Below are 18,498 nucleotides of genomic sequence, written 5' to 3'. Positions count from 1 at the left end.
CACCTCTATTCGATTTCGTCTTCAACTGAATCGAATCCGAATGCGATTACGCTATCTTCTTCTGTTACAATTCCAAGTTGTTTCGCATCAGACTCACTTTTAATATCAATTTTCCAGCCTGTTAATTTAGCTGCAAGACGCGCATTTTGTCCACGCTTACCGATAGCTAATGATAGCTGGTGGTCTGGAACAACAACAGTTGTTGCTTTTTCATCTTCATCTACAAGTACTTTAACAACTTGTGATGGGCTTAAAGCATTTGCAACATATTCAACTGGATCATTTGACCAGCGAACGATGTCAATCTTTTCACCTTTTAGTTCATCTACAACACGTTGTACACGTTGTCCTTTCGGTCCTACGCAAGAACCAACTGGATCAACATCAATGTTTTCTGCATGCACAGAGATTTTAGAACGATCTCCTGCTTCGCGCGCTACAGAGCGAATTTCTACAGTTCCATCATAAATTTCTGGAACTTCCATTTCGAATAAACGTTTTAAAAGACCAGGATGTGTACGTGATACGTAAATTTGTGGTCCTTTTGTTGTCTTTTCTACTTTTGTAATAAATACGCGAATACGATCATGTGGCTTATATTGCTCATTTGGCATTTGCTCACTTACAGGTAATAAAGCTTCTACTTTACCTAAGCTTACGTAGATGAAACGAGCATCTTGGCGTTGTACAATACCAACCATAATGTCTTCTTCACGATCACTAAATTCTGAGTAAATAACACCACGTTCTGCTTCACGAACTCGTTGTGTTACAACTTGTTTTGCAGTTTGCGCTGCAATACGACCAAAATCTTTTGGCGTTACTTCAATTTCTAGTACGTCGCCATCTTGGTAGTTTGGATTAATTTGTCTTGCCTCTTCTACAGAGATTTCAAGACGTGGATCAAACACATTATCAACAACGTCCTTACGTGCTAAAACTTGAATTGTTCCCACTTCTGGGTTAAAGCTCACACGAACGTTTTGTGCTTGGTTAAAATTGCGTTTATAAGCAGAGATTAACGCTGCTTCAATCGCATCAATAATAATATCTTTACTAATACCTTTTTCTGACTCTAATACGAGCAAAGCATCTAACAACTCAGTGCTCATGAAGATCCCCCTTCTTACTAAAACGTAACAGCAAGTCGCGCATTTGCAACTTTATCCATTGGAATTTGGATTTCTTTTTTACGTGTTTTAATTGTTAATAGTAGTGTAATTGTAGTACCGTCGTAGGAAAGTAACTTTCCTTCAAACATCTTTTCGCCATCAATCGGCTCATATGTTTTAATTGCCACTTGTTTTCCTACCGCTTGCTGGAAGTCTTTCTCTTTCTTTAATGGGCGTTCTGCTCCAGGAGATGATACATCCAAAAAGTAAAGGTGAGGAATTGGATCCTCTTTATCTAAAGCTTCGCTTAAACGTTCACTTACCGCACCGCATTCTTCAATGTCGACTCCCTTTTCAGAATCGATGAATACGCGTAAGAACCAGTCTTGTCCTTCTTTCACATACTCTACATCTACAAGTTCAAGATTTAACTCTTCAACGATTGGCTGCGCAAATGCTTCTACAACTTCTGTGACTTTCTTATCCATAAACAGCCTCCTTCCTGCCGCCATGTACCATTTACAAGAAAAGATCCCGTTCATAAAGACGGTCTATCTTATTCTTTCTCGTTAGCTAACAAAAGCCCCTGCCGTTAAGCAGGGAATATCTGTCTTAGTATTACCAAATTTAAGAAGTAAAACTTGTAACAAAATATGTATATACGACAGAAATGTCTTTACTATCTACATGAATAAAATGTAGATAGTAACACGAAAGAGTGGGTTTCCCCACTCTCTTTTTCACAAAATATACATGACATGGTTATCTCGGTTTATAGTATACCATAGCAAATATTGATTTGCAAAGAATTTTCCTACCTATTAGAACAGTGATAATTGGTTTTGATCCGGCAAATCTCCTAAACAACCTTGGCTATCTAAATACTCAATAATTGTTTTCGAAACCTTACTTCGTTGCTGTAAGTCTTCTTTTGATAAGAAGTCTCCATTTTTGCGCGCTTCCACAATACTTAAGGCTGCGTTCGTACCAAGACCAGGCACTGCATTAAACGGAGGGATTAATGAGTCCCCATCAATAATAAATTCCGTTGCATGCGAACGGTATAAATCAACCTTTTGGAATGAGTATCCACGCTCGCACATTTCAAGCGTCATTTCTAGTACCGTTAATAAACTTTTCTCTTTCGGCGCTGCATCCAATCCTTTTTGAGCTATTTCATCAATTTTCACACGTATGGATGCTGAACCTTTCGCCATCGCCTCTACATCAAAATCATCTGCACGGACTGTAAAATATGCCGCATAGAATAAAAGTGCAAAATGTACTTTAAAGTATGCGATACGCACAGCCATAAGTACGTAAGCAGCCGCATGGGCTTTAGGGAACATATATTTAATCTTCTTACATGAATCAATATACCAACCTGGTACATTATTACCTTTCATGTCATCTTCCCATTCTTCCGGTACACCTTTACCTTTACGAACCGACTCCATGATTTTGAAGGCTAATGATGGATCTAAACCTTGATAGATTAAATATACCATGATGTCATCACGACAACCGATAACTTCACTCAGCGTACATGTACCGTTATAAATTAACTCATTTGCATTACCCAGCCATACGTCAGTACCATGTGACAGCCCAGAAATTTGGACCAATTCTGAGAATGTCGTTGGTTTTGTCTCTTCTAACATCTGTCTTACGAATTTCGTACCGAATTCTGGGATACCAAGTGTACCTGTTTTACAGTTAATTTGTTCTTCCGTTACCCCTAACGTTTCTGGACCAGAGAAAATTTTCATTACCTCTGGATCATCCGTTGGGATTGTTTTCGGATCAATACCACTTAAATCTTGTAACATACGAATAACGGTCGGATCATCGTGTCCTAGTATATCAAGTTTCAATAAATTATCATGAATCGAGTGGAAGTCAAAATGCGTTGTTCTCCACTCAGCACCAATTGAATCAGCAGGAAACTGTATTGGGGAGAAATCAAAGATATCCATGTAATCTGGCACAACGATAATACCACCTGGATGCTGTCCAGTTGTACGTTTTACCCCTGTACATCCCGCTACTAAGCGGTCAATCTCTGCATTCCGAATTGTTAAATTGTGATCATTTGCATAACCTTTTACATATCCATAAGCTGTTTTTTCCGCAACTGTACCAATCGTTCCAGCACGGTATACATAATCTTCACCGAACAGTACTTTCGTATAGTTATGGGCACGTGGTTGGTATTCCCCCGAGAAGTTCAAATCGATATCGGGTACCTTATCTCCTTTGAATCCAAGGAACGTTTCGAATGGGATATCATGTCCATCTTTTACATATGCCACATTACATGTCGGACAATCTTTATCTGGTAAGTCGAAACCAGAGCCTACCGAACCATCATTAAAGAATTCAGATTGCTTGCATTTTGGACAGACATAGTGTGGTGGTAATGGGTTTACTTCTGTAATTTCCATCATCGTTGCAACGAACGATGAACCTACTGAACCACGCGAACCTACTAGATATCCGTCGACTAACGATTTTTTCACAAGCTTATGTGAGATTAAATAAATAACGGCAAATCCATGTCCAATAATACTTTTCAATTCTTTTTCTAAGCGAGCCTCTACAATTTCTGGTAGTTCTTCACCATATATACTGCGTGCCATTTTATAACTCATATCACGTGTTTCATCATCGGCACCCTCAATTTTCGGTGTATATAGATCATCTTTTACCGGACGAACATCACCAATTAATGACGCAACTTTTTGTGTATTCGTTACAACAACTTCTTTCGCTTTGTCCTCACCTAAAAATGAAAAACACTCTAGCATTTCATCAGTTGTACGGAAATGTACTGGCGGTAATGAATGTCGATTTAACGGATTTGCCCCGCCCTGTGAACTAACTAAAATTTTACGATACATTGCATCTTCTGGATCTAAGTAATGCACGTTCCCTGTAGCGACAACTGGTTTATCTAACGTCTCACCTAGTTTTACTAAGTTAGAGATAATTGTTTTTAATTGTCCTTCATCTCGAACGAGTTCTCGCTCTACTAAATGACGCAACACCTCTGGAGGCATTACTTCAATGTAATCATAGAACTGTGCAATTTCTTCTACCTCTTCAGGAGCTTTTTGCATCATTGCCTCAAATACTTCACCTTTATCACAAGCCGTTCCTACTAAAATTCCTTCACGGTATTTTTTTAATAGTGACCTCGGTACTCGTGGTACACGGTAAAAGTAATTAAGGTGAGAATATGAAACAAGTTTATATAAATTTTTCAACCCAACATCTGATGTGGCAAGTAACGTCATATGACTTGGACGGCCACGCTTATACGCATCCCCTTGTCCCATGCTATCATTTAATTGATCGTGATATTCAAATCCCTTTTCAATTACATCTTTCAACATTTTCACAAGTAAATATCCCGTCGCTTCTGTATCATAAATCGCACGGTGATGTTGCGTTAATTCAATATCAAGTTTTTTACACATCGTATTTAATCGATGATTTTTCATTTCTGGGAATAAGAATCGTGCAAGTTCTAACGTATCAATAACAGGGTTATTCGTTTTTTCTAACCCAGCCTTTTTAAAACCTACGTTAATAAAACCCATATCAAAGCTTGCATTATGGGCAACAAGTGTATGGTCACCCATCCATTCCTCAAACTTTTTAAACACTTCGTCCACTTCTGGTGCATCAGTTAACATATCATCTGTAATACCTGTTAATTCAATAATCGTCGCTGATAATGGTTGATGTGGATTTGCGAAAGATTCAAAGCGATCAATGATTTCGCCACCCTTTACTTTTACGGCAGCCAACTCAATGACTGTGTCGTATACAGCTGATAAACCTGTCGTCTCAACGTCGAAAACAACATACGTTTCCTCTGCAAGTAAACGATGCGCCTCGTTATACGCTATCGGTACACCATCATTAACTAAATTTGCTTCTACACCGTATATAACTTTAACTCCAGCTTTTTTCCCCGCAGAATATGCCTCCGGGAACGACTGAGCCACAGCATGGTCTGTAACCGCAATAGCTTCATGTCCCCATTTACCAGCTTGGGCAACAAGCCTAGAAACAGGAGTAACAGCATCCATTTGGCTCATCGGAGTGTGAAGATGAAGTTCTACACGCTTTTCACCTTCTGGCGCTTTATCTTTACGAGACGGCCCTGTTATTTCATTAATATCATTTGCAATCATTACTAAATCTCGAACGAATGTATCGTTTTGAACAGAACCACGCGCTTTCACCCACATTCCTTTTTTCAAGGATTGCAGCATTGGAATATCTTCTTTGTCACGCGAGAACATTTTAATCATAATAGAATCCGTATAATCCGTTATTTTTAAAGTTAATAACGTACGTCCACTACGAAGCTCTTTTGTTTCTACATGGAAGACATATCCTTGAACCGTTTTTCTTCTTTCTTCATCTTGAATTTCTCGCATCGGTGTAATCTCTTCATCCGGCTTAATAAGATACCCGAGTGTAATCGGTCCTTCATGCACAACGCTGCTTTCTTCAGCTTGCTTCTTCGCCATTTCTTCCATAGCTTGTATAACACGCTCGCGGTCTTCTTGCTGCGTTTGCTCACGAAACTTTTGCATTTCTTCTGCATTTTGCTGTATATGTGTGTCTAACTGGAAACGCGGGAATCCAAAAGCTTCGTATTGATCCCCCACTGGTTTCGCAACGTTTTTCTTTAAAGCAGTAGACTCCAGCTCATTATTTACATTTATTAACAACTTCACTCCATTCACCTGCGGAAGTTGCTTCTTTAAGTACGCGAACATGGGTGAAAATGTAATTCGTTCCGTACAAAGTGGCCAATACGCCCTTACTTCTTCTTCTGTAAATTGTTTATTCTCTGTTTCTAATGCAAATGTTGTTCTTGCAATATGAGAAAATGATTGCTTAAGCTTTGTTTCTAGCAATTCATATAATTCTGTAGGCAAAATACGTGGCACTTGTAAATCAAAATGCCAACTTTTATTCGCTTTATCAATAACGAGCCTTTCAATACCACCGCCTTGTAAATATTGATTTATAAGGTCGTCTGGTATTTGCAACTGCTGGAGCAAAATTTGAAATCGCTCTTGTTGTTCATTTGTTAAAGACATAAGCACTCTCCTTCCATTTGCTATTATAAATTGAAACGTACTACAAAGAAAGATTTCTTCCTTCTTCTTTTACAAAATACGTTTACAAAGAAAGAGAAGGTACCCCATTACGAGGTACCTCTTCTTATTTTAAAATATTTGCAATATATGTTTGAAGTTCTTCTACTTTTACTTCTTCAGACTCACCTGTAGCACGTACTTTCACTTCTACAATACCTTCGTCTGCTTTTTTACCAACTGTAACGCGAACTGGAAGACCGAATAAATCTGCATCTGCAAACTTAACACCTGCACGCTCTGCACGATCGTCTAATAACACTTCATAGCCTTGTTCTTGTAATGAGTTGTAGATATTTTCACCCATTTCACGTTGTGCATCAGATTTCATATTTACTGGAATTACATGCACATGGAATGGTGCTACAGCTTTTGGCCAAACTAAGCCGTTCTCATCGTTAAACTGCTCTGCAATTGCTGCCACTGTACGAGATACACCGATACCGTAACAACCCATAATAAGTGGTTGTGTTTTTCCGTTTTCATCTAGGAATGTCGCGTTCATTGCTTCACTATAACGAGTTCCTAATTTGAATACATGACCAACTTCAATTCCGCGTGCGAAAAGAATTGTTCCGTTTCCATCTGGAGATTGGTCTCCTTCTTGAATGAAGCGTAAATCTGTATATTGACTTACTTTAAAGTCACGTTCTGGATTTACATTTACATAATGGAATCCTTCTTCGTTCGCTCCTGAACATCCGTTAACAATTGATGCTACAGCGTGATCAGCAATAATTTCAATATCACCTGTTACACCAATCGGCCCTAATGAACCAATTTCACAATTTAATAATTCTTTTACTTCTTCATGAGAAGCAAGCTCAACAACTGAAGCGCCGTATACATTTTTCACTTTCACATCGTTTACTTCGTGATCACCACGAACAAGTACAACTACTAATTTCTCATCTACTTTAAATACCATAGACTTAATGCACTTGTCAGCTGCAATGTTTAAGAATGCAGATACTTCTTCAATTGCTTTTTGGTCTGGTGTTGCTACTTTTTCAAGAGCTTTTTCTGCTTCGTCACTCTTCGTATACGTATCTACAACAGGAGCCATTTCGATGTTTGCTGCATAATCAGATGTGTCAGAGTATGCAATTGTATCTTCACCAACATCAGATAATACCATAAATTCATGTGTATCTTTTCCGCCCATTGCTCCAGAATCAGCAATAACTGCACGGAAATTCAAGCCACAACGAGCAAAAATGTTAGAGTATGCTTTATATAAGCGATCGTATACTTCATCTAAGCTCTCTTGTGTAGCATGGAAAGAGTATGCATCTTTCATTAGAAACTCTCTTCCACGTAATAAACCGAAACGAGGTCTTTGCTCATCACGGAATTTTGTTTGAATTTGGTATAATGTTAACGGTAATTTTTTATATGATTTCACTTCATCACGCACAAGATCCGTAATTACTTCCTCATGTGTCGCTCCTAATGCGAATTCACGAGCGTTACGATCTTTCATACGCATTAATTCAGATCCGTATGAATACCAACGACCTGATTCTTGCCATAATTCTGCAGCTTGCATAGCTGGCATTAATAATTCTACAGCTCCTGCACGCTCCATTTCTTCTCGAACGATACGTTCTACTTTGTGTAATACTTTTAATCCAAATGGTAGAAAACTATAAATACCAGAAGCATTTTGACGCATAAAACCTGCGCGAAGTAATAATTGATGACTCTTAATTTCAGCATCAGCTGGAACTTCACGTAATGTAGGACTGAATACCATACTTTGTTTCATTTATTTGCACCTCTTCATTTTACTCTTACACGCAGTAAAACCCCTCACCTCGAATTAGGTGAGGGATTTTATTCTACGAGCTCTATTTCATTATTAGTTTCATTCTATTTTACAAGAAAAACTTACGAATGTCATTCCATGTTACAACTAACATTAATAACATTAATAATGCAAAACCAATAAAATGAACCATTCCTTCTTTTTGACGGTCAATTGGTTTCCCTCGTAACGCTTCAATTAAGAAGAAGAATAAACGGCCACCATCTAAAGCAGGAACTGGTAATAAATTAAATAAACCAAGATTAATGCTTAGAACTGCCGCTAAACTTAGTACACGCGTAAATCCATAATCTACAACTTGATCTGTTAGATTATAAATTCCTACTGGACCTGACAACTCATTAATAGAAAATTGACCAGTTACTAATTTCACAAGAGATTCAAAAATTAGTTTCGTCCATTGGTACGTTTGTTCAAATCCTGATTTAATAGAACCCATTACTGTTTTCTCTACAGGAGAATAAACACCAATTCTACCAACTTCGTCTTTTCCTTCTTTATCAAGTGTTGGCGTTACTTTCACATTAAACTGTTCATTATCACGCTTTACTTGTAACGTAATTTCTTTATTCGGGTTTTCACGTACAATAGTAACAACATCTTTCCATGTACTTGTGTTTTTCCCATCAATCGCTTGAATTGTATCATTCTCTTTCAGGCCAGCTTGCTGTGCTGCACTATTATCCATCACTTTTCCGACCATTGGTTTGTCAATAGGAACCCCTTGTACAAATCCAAGAATCACAAAAATAACAAATGCTAAAATGAAGTTCATTGCTGGACCCGCAAAGATTGTTAAAGCGCGTTGACCCAATTTTTTAGAGCCAAATTGCCTGTTATATGGAGCAATTTGAATTTCTTCTCCAGCAGTAATGATGCGAGCCTTTTCATTCACTCGGAATGTTTGAAGCTCTTCCTCATACTCTTCATAGCCTGAAATCGTTAGATTATGCTCTAAATCAGCTTGTTCGACTTCAATAACACGAACATTTGGATATTTTTCATATCCATCAAAAACTAATTTCACAGCTTCGTCTTTTTCATTTAGCACAAGGCCAACCTTTTTCCCTGGCTTTAACTCAACTGTGTCTGCATCCTCGCCAGCCATTCTTACATAGCCACCCAGAGGCAGTAATCGAATCGTATACACCGTTTCATTCTTTTCAAATGAGAATATTTTCGGACCAAAACCAATCGCAAACTCGCGGCATAAAATGCCTGCTCTTTTCGCGAAGTATAGATGCCCTAGCTCATGGAAAAATACGAGTGCACCGAAAATTAATATAAAGGCAATCGCTGTATTCAATTCCATAACCACCTTTGCTAAATTTGTTCCATCACAAACCGTCTTGTGGCTGCATCAATTTCCAGAATTTCCTCTAAGCTCGGACGTGCAATGACATTGTGATGGTTCATTGCTTTTTCAATGAGGTCTTCCACTGTTAAGAAACCAATTCTCTTTTGTAAAAAAGCTTCAACAGCTACTTCATTCGCTGCGTTCATTACAGCTGGCATACTTCCACCTGATTTTCCAGCTTCATACGCAAAACGTAAACAACGGAATCGTTCTTGGTCCATTTTCTCAAAATGCAACGTCCCTATTTCCCATAAGTTTAACTGTTTTGTGTCTGAAAGAGGCAATCTATCAGGATATGTAAGTGCGTATTGAATTGGTACTCGCATATCAGGTGAACCAAGCTGCGCCATTACACTACGATCTTCAAATTCAACCATAGAATGGATAATACTTTCTTTATGTAAAACAACATCGATTTGCTCATAAGGGATACCAAAAAGCCAATGTGCTTCAATTACTTCTAGTCCCTTATTCATCATTGTAGCAGAATCAATTGTAATTTTCGAACCCATTGACCAGTTTGGATGTCGAAGCGCATCTTCTACGGTCACATGATGCAATTCATCTCTCGTTTTATCACGGAAACTTCCACCAGAAGCCGTTATAATAAGACGAGAAATTCTTTTTTCATTTTCACCATTCAAGCATTGAAAAATAGCCGAATGTTCACTATCTACTGGAAGTAACGAAACATTATGTTTTCGCGCTGCTTCCATTACAAGATGTCCTGCAGTTACTAACGTTTCTTTATTTGCAATTCCAATTGTTTTTTTCGCCTCAATCGCACGAAGTGTCGGTAACAACCCTACGCTACCTACAACAGCATTTACTACAATCTCCGCATCTGGATGTAATGCTACTTCTAAAAGTCCTTCACTACCATATACAATTTTTGTATTACCAGAAACAGTTTGTAATTTTAAAACATCTTCCTCTCTTTGCACAGAGACGATTTGCGGAGAAAATTCTTGAATTACCTTTACTGCGTAGTCAATATTTTTCCCTACAGAAAAAGCAACGAGACGGAATTGGTCTGGGTGCGAGCGTAATACATCTAAAGTTTGTGTACCAATTGATCCGCTTGCACCTAATAAACTAATGTTTTTCATGACTCCAACCCCTCGTTCATTTATTAATTGTATTGTAATAAGAAGTAGAGAATTGGTAAAACGAATAACCAACTATCTGTTCGATCTAATATACCACCATGCCCAGGTAAAATTGTACCTGAATCCTTTACGCCATAATGACGTTTAAAAGCAGATTGTACTAAATCACCAATTTGTCCAAAAATAGAAATGATAATTGTCAGCACAATTAAAATTACTACATTCGATTCGACTGGGAAGAACACGTTGTAAACAAGTGCCACAATAATTCCACAAACGATGCCGCCTAATGAACCTTCAATCGTTTTATTTGGACTAATTTCTGGCCACAATTTTCTCTTGCCCAATGCTTTTCCTACGAAATATGCGCCTGAATCAGTAGCCCATATAACAAATAATGCACAAAACACATATTTAATTCCTAATATTCTCGTTTCATTTAAATATAAGAATCCCATTGCCACATATGTCGTTGCCATTAGTAAAAATGAAGCATTATCAAAAGTAAATGTATTCTTAGAAAGGACTGTATATGATAAAAGTAATAAAACAATCACAAATGTGATTTCCAATTTACCTAATCCAATCCATGTAAACAGTTCTGATGCACTACTTGGAATTAAAAGAATCCACAATAATACTGCAGCTAAAACTGTCGGTACTGAAATAAGCGTAAGCTTATTCATACGAATTAATTCATATAAACCTATAGAAGCAAGTGCATACACTAAAACCGTAAAAGGCACGCCACCGTATATTACGATGGGAATGAATAGCGCGGCAGCAACCACTCCAGTAATAATTCTCTGTTTCACTACCAAACCCTCTCTTTCTACACGCCTCCGAATCTGCGCCCTCTATGTTGAAAGTCAGTAATCGCATTTAGCAAATGTTCTTCTTTGAAGTCTGGCCAATACACATCTGTAAACCAAAACTCCGAATATGCAATTTGCCATAACATGAAATTACTAATACGTAGCTCTCCGCTTGTTCGGATTAACAACTCTGGATCGGGTAAAGAACTCGTCATTAAGTAGGAGGAAAGCATTTCTTCACTTACCTCTTCAGAACGAATTTTTCCTTCCTCATTATCTTTCATCATATATTGCACAGCAGAAACGATTTCATCTCGACTTCCATAGTTTAACGCGAAATTAAGAATTAATCCCGTATTCTCTTTCGTATCTTCCATGGCTTTCTCCATCGCTCTGCGTGTATGCGTAGGAAGACGATCTTTTTGCCCTATTACTCGGACTTGTACGTTTTCTTCAATCAATTCTGGTAAAAATGTACCTAGAAATTCTTCTGGAAGCTTCATTAAATAATCAACTTCCTTTTTCGGTCTTTTCCAGTTCTCAGTTGAAAAAGCATAAAGAGTTAACACTTTCACATTAAGTTTACTTGCAAATTTTGTAATTTTCTTTACAACTTGCATACCTTCATGATGTCCCGCAATACGAGGCATTGCTCTCCTCTTTGCCCATCTTCCATTCCCATCCATAATGATGGCAATATGTTCTGGGATATATCCTTTTTTCACTTCTTCAACGAGATGATCAAACGATGTGTCCTTTTTACCTTTAAAAAAAGGAAAGTTTTTAAACATCATTCATACCCTCCAACAAGCAGACGTATGCCTAAAAGTGTAAAAAGACCCCCTTAAGAAGAGGGTCATATTTGCGAAGTTATCGCTATTACACTTCCATGATTTCTTTTTCTTTGTTTTTTGCGATTTCGTCAACTTTTGCAATATATTTATCTGTTTCTTTTTGGATATCTTCAGTATATCCTCTTAAATCATCTTCTGTAATCTCGCCAGCTTTTTCAAGCTTCTTAAGATCATCATTTCCGTCACGACGTACGTTACGAACAGCTACTTTTGCTTCTTCAGCATATTTTTTCACAACTTTAACAAGATCACGACGACGCTCTTCTGTTAATGCAGGGAATGCAATACGAATTACAGTTCCATCATTAGAAGGGTTTAAGCCTAAATCTGCTTTTAAAATTGCTTTTTCGATATCACCGATAGAAGTTTTATCATAAGGTTGAATTACAAGTAAACGTGCTTCTGGAACTGTAATGTTCGCTAATTGCACAACTGGTGTTGGTGCACCATAGTAATCAACTTGTACCTTATCTAATACAGACGAGCTTGCACGACCAGCGCGAACTGTTGCTAATTCACGAGAATAAGCAGCAACTGCTTTTTCCATTTTTTCATTTGAAGACTTCAATACTTGTTGTCCCATATTTATTTCCCCCTTACAACTGTTCCAATATTTTCGCCTAAAACGGCACGTTTAATATTACCTTTTTCCATAACTGAGAATACAATTAATGGAATATCATTATCCATACATAGAGAAGAAGCTGTAGAATCCATTACACCTAAACCTTCTTTTAATACATCTAAGTAAGTAAGCGTTTCGTATTTCGTAGCTGTTGGGTCAATAGATGGATCTGCGCTATATACGCCATCCACATTATTTTTTGCCATTAAAATAACGTCTGCTTCGATTTCCGCTGCACGTAATGCTGCTGTTGTATCTGTAGAGAAGTATGGATTACCTGTACCTGCTGCAAAGATAACAACACGTTTTTTCTCTAAGTGACGAACTGCTTTACGGCGAATGTAAGGCTCTGCCACTTGACGCATCTCAATTGAAGTTTGTACACGAGTTTGGATTCCAATATTCTCCAAGCTATCTTGAAGAGCTAATGAATTCATAACTGTAGCTAACATGCCCATGTAATCTGCTCCTGCACGATCCATGCCCATTTCACTTCCAATTTTCCCACGCCAAATGTTACCGCCACCAACAACAACAGCAACCTCTACATCAAGTTCTGCAATTTCTTTTACTTGTTCTGCAACTGACTTAATAACAGTTGGATTAATTCCAAATCCTTGCTCTCCAGCTAAAGCTTCTCCACTTAGCTTTAAAACGACACGATTATATTTCGGTTTACTCATAATGAACCTCCAATTGCTTACATCTTTATTTTAAAAAAGGGAACACAATGTGTTCCCTAATCTGTATTAGTTACTACCTTTTACTTGGTTCATTACTTCTTCAGCAAAGTTGTCTTCGCGTTTTTCGATACCTTCACCAACAGCGTAGCGAACGAATCCTTTTAATGTTCCGCCTTTAGACTCAACGAACTGACGAACTTTCATATCAGGGTTTTTAACGAATGCTTGGTCAAGTAAGCAAATCTCTTCGAAGAATTTGCCTAGACGGCCTTCAACCATTTTTGCAACGATTTTTTCAGGCTTGCCTTCGTTTAATGCTTGTTGTGTTAATACTTGACGCTCATGCTCAACTTCTTCAGCTGTTACAGCATCGCGGTCGATGTATTTAGGGTTAACTGCAGCAATGTGCATTGCAACATCTTTAGCAGCAGCTTCATCAGTAGAACCTTCAAGAACTGTTAATACACCAATGCGTCCACCCATGTGTAGGTAAGCGCCGAATGCATCTGCATCAGTTTTTGATACGATTTCGAAACGACGAAGTGTAAGTTTTTCACCAATTTTAGCGATTGCTTCGTTGATGTGCTCTTCAACGTTTTTACCGTTTTCCATTGTTTGAGCCATAGCTTCTTCAACGTTAGCTGGTTTGTTAGTTAATAAGTGAGCAGCTAATTCTTTAATTAGTGCTTGGAAACCTTCGTTTTTCGCAACGAAATCAGTTTCAGAGTTTAATTCTAAGATTAAAGCGTCGTTACCGTTTGTTTCGATGAAAGTTAAACCTTCAGCAGCAATGCGGTCTGCTTTTTTAGCAGCTTTCGCAATACCTTTTTCGCGTAAGAAGTCAATTGCCTTCTCCATGTCGCCGTTAGTTTCTGTTAAAGCTTTTTTGCAGTCCATCATACCTGCGCCAGTTTTTTCGCGTAATTCTTTTACCATTTGAGCAGTGATTGCCATATTTTTCATCCTCCTAAAATATGTATTTATACCTTTTATAAAGGTGTTTATACCTTAAAAAAGGTGATAAAAGGCCGAACCCCTTATCACCTTTCCAACTTTGTTACGCAGTAACAGTTTCTTCACCTTGTTTTGCTTCAAGGATCGCGTCTGCCATTTTAGATGTAAGAAGTTTTACAGCACGAATTGCATCATCGTTTGCTGGGATAACGTGATCGATTTCGTCTGGATCACAGTTTGTATCAACGATACCGATGATTGGAATGTGTAATTTGCGTGCTTCAGCAACTGCAATACGCTCTTTACGAGGGTCTACTACGAATAATGCACTTGGAAGACCTTTCATATCTTTAATACCGCCTAAGAATTTCTCAAGACGCTCTAACTCTTTTTTAAGTTGAACAACTTCTTTCTTAGGAAGTACTTCGAAAGTACCATCTTCTTGCATTCTTTCGATGTCTTTAAGACGCTTGATACGCTTTTGGATTGTTTGGAAGTTTGTTAAAGTTCCACCTAACCAACGTTGGTTAACGAAGTACATACCAGCACGAGTTGCTTCTTCTTTAATAGCTTCTTGTGCTTGTTTTTTAGTACCTACGAATAAGATGTCTCCACCTTCAGCAGCGATGTCGCGCATCGTTCTGTAAGCTTCCTCAACTTTTTTCACAGTTTTTTGTAAGTCGATGATGTAGATACCGTTACGCTCTGTGAAAATGTAACGCTTCATTTTTGGGTTCCAACGACGAGTTTGATGTCCGAAATGAACACCAGCTTCAAGCAATTGCTTCATAGAAATTACTGACATAATATAGTTCCTCCTAAATGGTTTTTGATATCCTCCGTTTACTTCATCTCTAAGCGAAACTACAAACGTAGCACCAACACTTAAATCAGTAAACGTGTGTACTTTGTACTGACACCACTGCTTACTATATCATACTGAAATATTACAATCAAGTCGAAAATGCGAACAATGTAAAACTTTCTTTGTTCATACTCGAATTCTAGTATTACCAACCTTCATTTCTTTTAAGCAAAAAAGTAAAACACAATTAATAGTTTTCCCAGAAAACACGCTTATGGCACTTTTCACAAGCGCCATCAATCCATTGCACAAAAAAACTCTCCTCGATCGAGGAGAGTTTTTTATAAATTAGTTTGTTTTTAATTTAGCAAGTTCCTGTAGAAACTTGTCGTTTAGCACTTTAATGTATGTTCCTTTCATACCTAAAGAGCGAGACTCAATTACACCAGCACTTTCTAATTTACGTAGTGCATTTACGATTACAGAACGAGTAATTCCTACACGATCAGCAATTTTACTTGCAACAAGTAAACCTTCTGTTCCATTTAATTCTTCGAAGATATGCTCAATTGCTTCTAACTCACTGTAAGATAATGAGCTGATCGCCATTTGAACAACAGCTTTACTACGTGCTTCCTCTTCGATTTCTTCTGCTTTTTCACGTAAGATTTCCATGCCTACAACAGTTGAGCTGTACTCAGCAAGGATTAAATCGTCATCTAAGAACTCTTGACCAAGACGAGCTAATACTAATGTACCTAGACGCTCACCACCACCAACGATCGGTACGATTGTAGTTAAACCTTGACCAAATAATTCTCTGTTTTCTACCGGGAATGCTGTGTAAGCACTGTTCACATCTAAGTTTGAAGATGTTTCTGTAATGTTGAATAAGCTTTGTGTATATTCTTCTGGGAATTGACGTTCTGCAAGCATTTGCTTCATGCGTTCGTTTTCGATTTGTTGGTGAATTGCATAACCTAGTAATTTACCACGACGACTAACTACGAATACGTTTGCTTCGATTACTTCACACATTGTGTCAGACATTTCTCTAAAGTTTACAGGCTTCCCTGCTGCGCTCTGTAATAACGCATTTAATTTTCTTGTTTTTGCTAATAATTCCATTTCAAAAGTTCCTCCTACATGTTACTCACATATTTTTTCATCACTTGGAAACTAGGGCGAGTCACCTGATGACACTATTACAAAATAAACTGGCTCACATCTTTATTTTTAGCAATTGTTGCTAATTTCTCCTCAACGTATTGAGGGGTTATCGTTATTTTCTCTAACGTAATTTCAGATGCTTCAAACGATAAATCTTCAAGGAGCTTCTCCATAATCGTATGAAGTCTTCTTGCTCCAATATTATCTGTATCCTGATTAACTTGATAAGCAATCTCAGCAATCTTACGAATAGCTTCGTCTGAAAATTCAATTTCTATACCTTCAGTCGCTAATAATGCCATATATTGTTTAATTAACGCATTGTCAGGCTCGATTAATATTTTAACAAAATCGTCTGTCGATAATTTTGTTAATTCTACTCGAATCGGAAATCTCCCTTGCAATTCCGGAATTAAATCCGACGGTTTAGACATATGGAACGCTCCAGCTGCAACGAATAAAATATAATCCGTTTTTACTGATCCGTATTTTGTCGCAACATTCGACCCTTCTACAATTGGCAAAATGTCACGTTGCACACCTTCACGTGATACATCTACGCTATTCGACTGCTTACCAGCAATTTTGTCAATTTCATCGATAAAAATAATCCCGAGCTGTTCAGCACGATAAACAGCCTCTTGTGTAACTTCATCCATATCAATTAAGCGCTGTGCCTCTTCATTTGTCAAGAGTTTTCTTGCTTCTTTTACAGAAAGTTTACGTTTTTTTGTTTTTTTCGGCATAAAACTCCCTAACGCATCTTGGAAATTCATTCCCATTTGCTCCATGCCAGTTCCTTGTAACATATCAAACATTGACGACTGTTGCTCAGTCACTTCAATCGATACAATCTCTTCTTCAAGAAGCCCTGCAGCAAGCTTTCTCTCCACATCTTGACGTTTCTTTTCGATTTCACCATCTTCTTGTGTATCAGACGTTTGACTCGAATTTTGAGCGCCCCCAAAAAGCATCTCTAATGGATTTTTAAATCCAGATTGCTTCTCTGGACTCGGTACTAAAATTTCAACAAGACGTTGATTCGCTTGCTCTTCTGCTTTATCTTGAACTTTCACTACCATTTCTTCTTTTACGATACGAACCGATGTTTCCACAAGGTCACGTACCATCGACTCTACATCTCTACCCACATATCCAACTTCTGTGAATTTTGTAGCCTCAACCTTAATAAAAGGTGCTCCAACGAGTTTCGCCATTCGTCGTGCTACCTCTGTTTTCCCAACACCTGTCGGTCCAATCATCAAAATGTTTTTAGGTGCTATTTCATCACGTAAATTTTCAGCTAATTTACTGCGACGGTATCGATTTCTCAACGCTACAGCAACCGCTTTCTTTGCGTCTTTTTGACCGATGATATATTGATCTAATTTTTCCACAATTTGGCGCGGAGTAAAATGTAAATGCATATAAAATGCCTCCCTTACGATTCTACAATTCTTCAACAATTATGTTGTGATTCGTATAAACACAAATATCACCAGCAATCTCTAAACTCGCTTTCGCAATTTGTTTCGCTGTTAAGTGTTCACTTGCATATTGCTTTAAAGCACGACCTGCAGAAAGCGCATAATTTCCACCAGATCCAATTGCTAAAATACCATCATCCGGTTCAATCACTTCTCCTGTACCTGAAACAAGAAGCATAGTTGTTTTATCCATGACAATGAGCATCGCTTCTAGTTGACGTAACATTTTATCGCCACGCCATTGTTTTGCCATTTCAACAGCAGCACGCTGCAAGTTGCCATTATACTCTTCTAATTTCCCTTCAAACATTTCAAAAAGAGTAAATGCATCAGCAACTGAACCTGCAAAACCAGCTAAAACTTTACCTTGGAAAAGTCTGCGAACTTTACGAGCTGTATGTTTCATTACAACAGCATTTCCCATTGTCACCTGACCATCTCCAGCCATTGCACATTCTCCATTATGATGAACTGCAAATATCGTTGTAGCGTGGAAATTCCCCATAGAAAAAACTCCTT

15 protein-coding genes are annotated in these 18,498 nt (G+C 38.0%); all 15 read right to left on the bottom strand.

Features of this window, described 5'->3' with window-relative positions; translation table 11 throughout:
* Nucleotides 1-5: 5 nt before the first annotated feature.
* Complete coding sequence (gene nusA / locus IBT51_RS06490) at nucleotides 6-1,112, bottom strand: transcription termination factor NusA (RefSeq protein ID WP_000102598.1); 1,107 nt, start codon at nucleotides 1,110-1,112, stop codon at nucleotides 6-8.
* 17 nt (nucleotides 1,113-1,129) lie between these two features.
* The gene (gene rimP, locus IBT51_RS06485; protein ID WP_000359095.1) at nucleotides 1,130-1,600 is read right to left on the bottom strand and encodes a ribosome maturation factor RimP; all 471 of its coding nucleotides are present in this window, start codon (nucleotides 1,598-1,600) and stop codon (nucleotides 1,130-1,132) included.
* 333 nt (nucleotides 1,601-1,933) lie between these two features.
* A complete protein-coding gene (locus tag IBT51_RS06480; protein ID WP_053563760.1) occupies nucleotides 1,934-6,235 on the bottom strand; it encodes a PolC-type DNA polymerase III in 4,302 nt (1,433 codons plus the stop codon).
* 124 nt (nucleotides 6,236-6,359) lie between these two features.
* On the bottom strand, nucleotides 6,360-8,060 hold the full coding sequence (locus tag IBT51_RS06475; RefSeq protein WP_016080534.1) for a proline--tRNA ligase: 1,701 nt from the start codon (nucleotides 8,058-8,060) through the stop codon (nucleotides 6,360-6,362).
* 109 nt (nucleotides 8,061-8,169) lie between these two features.
* On the bottom strand, nucleotides 8,170-9,426 hold the full coding sequence (gene rseP / locus IBT51_RS06470) for an RIP metalloprotease RseP (RefSeq protein ID WP_001090233.1): 1,257 nt from the start codon (nucleotides 9,424-9,426) through the stop codon (nucleotides 8,170-8,172).
* Nucleotides 9,427-9,443: 17 nt separating this feature from the next.
* Entirely contained in the window at nucleotides 9,444-10,586 is a 1,143-nt protein-coding gene (gene dxr / locus IBT51_RS06465) for a 1-deoxy-D-xylulose-5-phosphate reductoisomerase (RefSeq protein WP_088024022.1), read from the bottom strand.
* 23 nt (nucleotides 10,587-10,609) lie between these two features.
* Nucleotides 10,610-11,401: a phosphatidate cytidylyltransferase gene (cdsA, locus tag IBT51_RS06460; RefSeq protein ID WP_000813592.1), complete on the bottom strand. Its 792-nt coding sequence runs from the start codon at nucleotides 11,399-11,401 to the stop codon at nucleotides 10,610-10,612.
* 17 nt (nucleotides 11,402-11,418) lie between these two features.
* A complete protein-coding gene (gene uppS, locus IBT51_RS06455; protein ID WP_000971297.1) occupies nucleotides 11,419-12,195 on the bottom strand; it encodes an isoprenyl transferase in 777 nt (258 codons plus the stop codon).
* Between the two features lie 85 nt (nucleotides 12,196-12,280).
* A complete protein-coding gene (gene frr, locus IBT51_RS06450; protein ID WP_000531505.1) occupies nucleotides 12,281-12,838 on the bottom strand; it encodes a ribosome recycling factor in 558 nt (185 codons plus the stop codon).
* A 2-nt stretch (nucleotides 12,839-12,840) separates the two neighbouring features.
* A complete protein-coding gene (gene pyrH / locus IBT51_RS06445; protein ID WP_000042669.1) occupies nucleotides 12,841-13,563 on the bottom strand; it encodes a UMP kinase in 723 nt (240 codons plus the stop codon).
* Nucleotides 13,564-13,629: 66 nt separating this feature from the next.
* Nucleotides 13,630-14,517: a translation elongation factor Ts gene (tsf, locus tag IBT51_RS06440; protein ID WP_001018577.1), complete on the bottom strand. Its 888-nt coding sequence runs from the start codon at nucleotides 14,515-14,517 to the stop codon at nucleotides 13,630-13,632.
* Nucleotides 14,518-14,620: 103 nt separating this feature from the next.
* On the bottom strand, nucleotides 14,621-15,322 hold the full coding sequence (rpsB, locus tag IBT51_RS06435) for a 30S ribosomal protein S2 (protein WP_000111485.1): 702 nt from the start codon (nucleotides 15,320-15,322) through the stop codon (nucleotides 14,621-14,623).
* A 348-nt stretch (nucleotides 15,323-15,670) separates the two neighbouring features.
* On the bottom strand, nucleotides 15,671-16,450 hold the full coding sequence (codY, locus tag IBT51_RS06430) for a GTP-sensing pleiotropic transcriptional regulator CodY (protein ID WP_000421290.1): 780 nt from the start codon (nucleotides 16,448-16,450) through the stop codon (nucleotides 15,671-15,673).
* Nucleotides 16,451-16,527: 77 nt separating this feature from the next.
* Nucleotides 16,528-17,919: an ATP-dependent protease ATPase subunit HslU gene (gene hslU / locus IBT51_RS06425; protein WP_000550085.1), complete on the bottom strand. Its 1,392-nt coding sequence runs from the start codon at nucleotides 17,917-17,919 to the stop codon at nucleotides 16,528-16,530.
* 22 nt (nucleotides 17,920-17,941) lie between these two features.
* On the bottom strand, nucleotides 17,942-18,484 hold the full coding sequence (hslV, locus tag IBT51_RS06420; RefSeq protein ID WP_000526274.1) for an ATP-dependent protease proteolytic subunit HslV: 543 nt from the start codon (nucleotides 18,482-18,484) through the stop codon (nucleotides 17,942-17,944).
* Nucleotides 18,485-18,498 lie beyond the last annotated feature (14 nt).

The sequence above is a fragment of the Bacillus sp. S71 genome (assembly GCF_016625265.1).
In the GTDB taxonomy this organism is placed as follows: Bacteria; Bacillota; Bacilli; order Bacillales; family Bacillaceae_G; genus Bacillus_A; species Bacillus_A cereus.
This window is presented reverse-complemented; position numbering and strand designations above follow the sequence as displayed.

Bases quoted from the DNA above. Each gene is read 5' to 3' on its own strand.
- nusA (WP_000102598.1), bottom strand. From the start codon at position 1,112: ATGAGCACTGAGTTGTTAGATGCTTTGCTCGTATTAGAGTCAGAAAAA.
- rimP (WP_000359095.1), bottom strand. From the start codon at position 1,600: ATGGATAAGAAAGTCACAGAAGTTGTAGAAGCATTTGCGCAGCCAATC.
- IBT51_RS06480 (WP_053563760.1), bottom strand. From the start codon at position 6,235: ATGTCTTTAACAAATGAACAACAAGAGCGATTTCAAATTTTGCTCCAG.
- IBT51_RS06475 (WP_016080534.1), bottom strand. From the start codon at position 8,060: ATGAAACAAAGTATGGTATTCAGTCCTACATTACGTGAAGTTCCAGCT.
- dxr (WP_088024022.1), bottom strand. From the start codon at position 10,586: ATGAAAAACATTAGTTTATTAGGTGCAAGCGGATCAATTGGTACACAA.
- uppS (WP_000971297.1), bottom strand. From the start codon at position 12,195: ATGATGTTTAAAAACTTTCCTTTTTTTAAAGGTAAAAAGGACACATCG.
- frr (WP_000531505.1), bottom strand. From the start codon at position 12,838: ATGGGACAACAAGTATTGAAGTCTTCAAATGAAAAAATGGAAAAAGCA.
- pyrH (WP_000042669.1), bottom strand. From the start codon at position 13,563: ATGAGTAAACCGAAATATAATCGTGTCGTTTTAAAGCTAAGTGGAGAA.
- tsf (WP_001018577.1), bottom strand. From the start codon at position 14,517: ATGGCAATCACTGCTCAAATGGTAAAAGAATTACGCGAAAAAACTGGC.
- rpsB (WP_000111485.1), bottom strand. From the start codon at position 15,322: ATGTCAGTAATTTCTATGAAGCAATTGCTTGAAGCTGGTGTTCATTTC.
- codY (WP_000421290.1), bottom strand. From the start codon at position 16,450: ATGGAATTATTAGCAAAAACAAGAAAATTAAATGCGTTATTACAGAGC.
- hslU (WP_000550085.1), bottom strand. From the start codon at position 17,919: ATGCATTTACATTTTACTCCGCGCCAAATTGTGGAAAAATTAGATCAA.
- hslV (WP_000526274.1), bottom strand. From the start codon at position 18,484: ATGGGGAATTTCCACGCTACAACGATATTTGCAGTTCATCATAATGGA.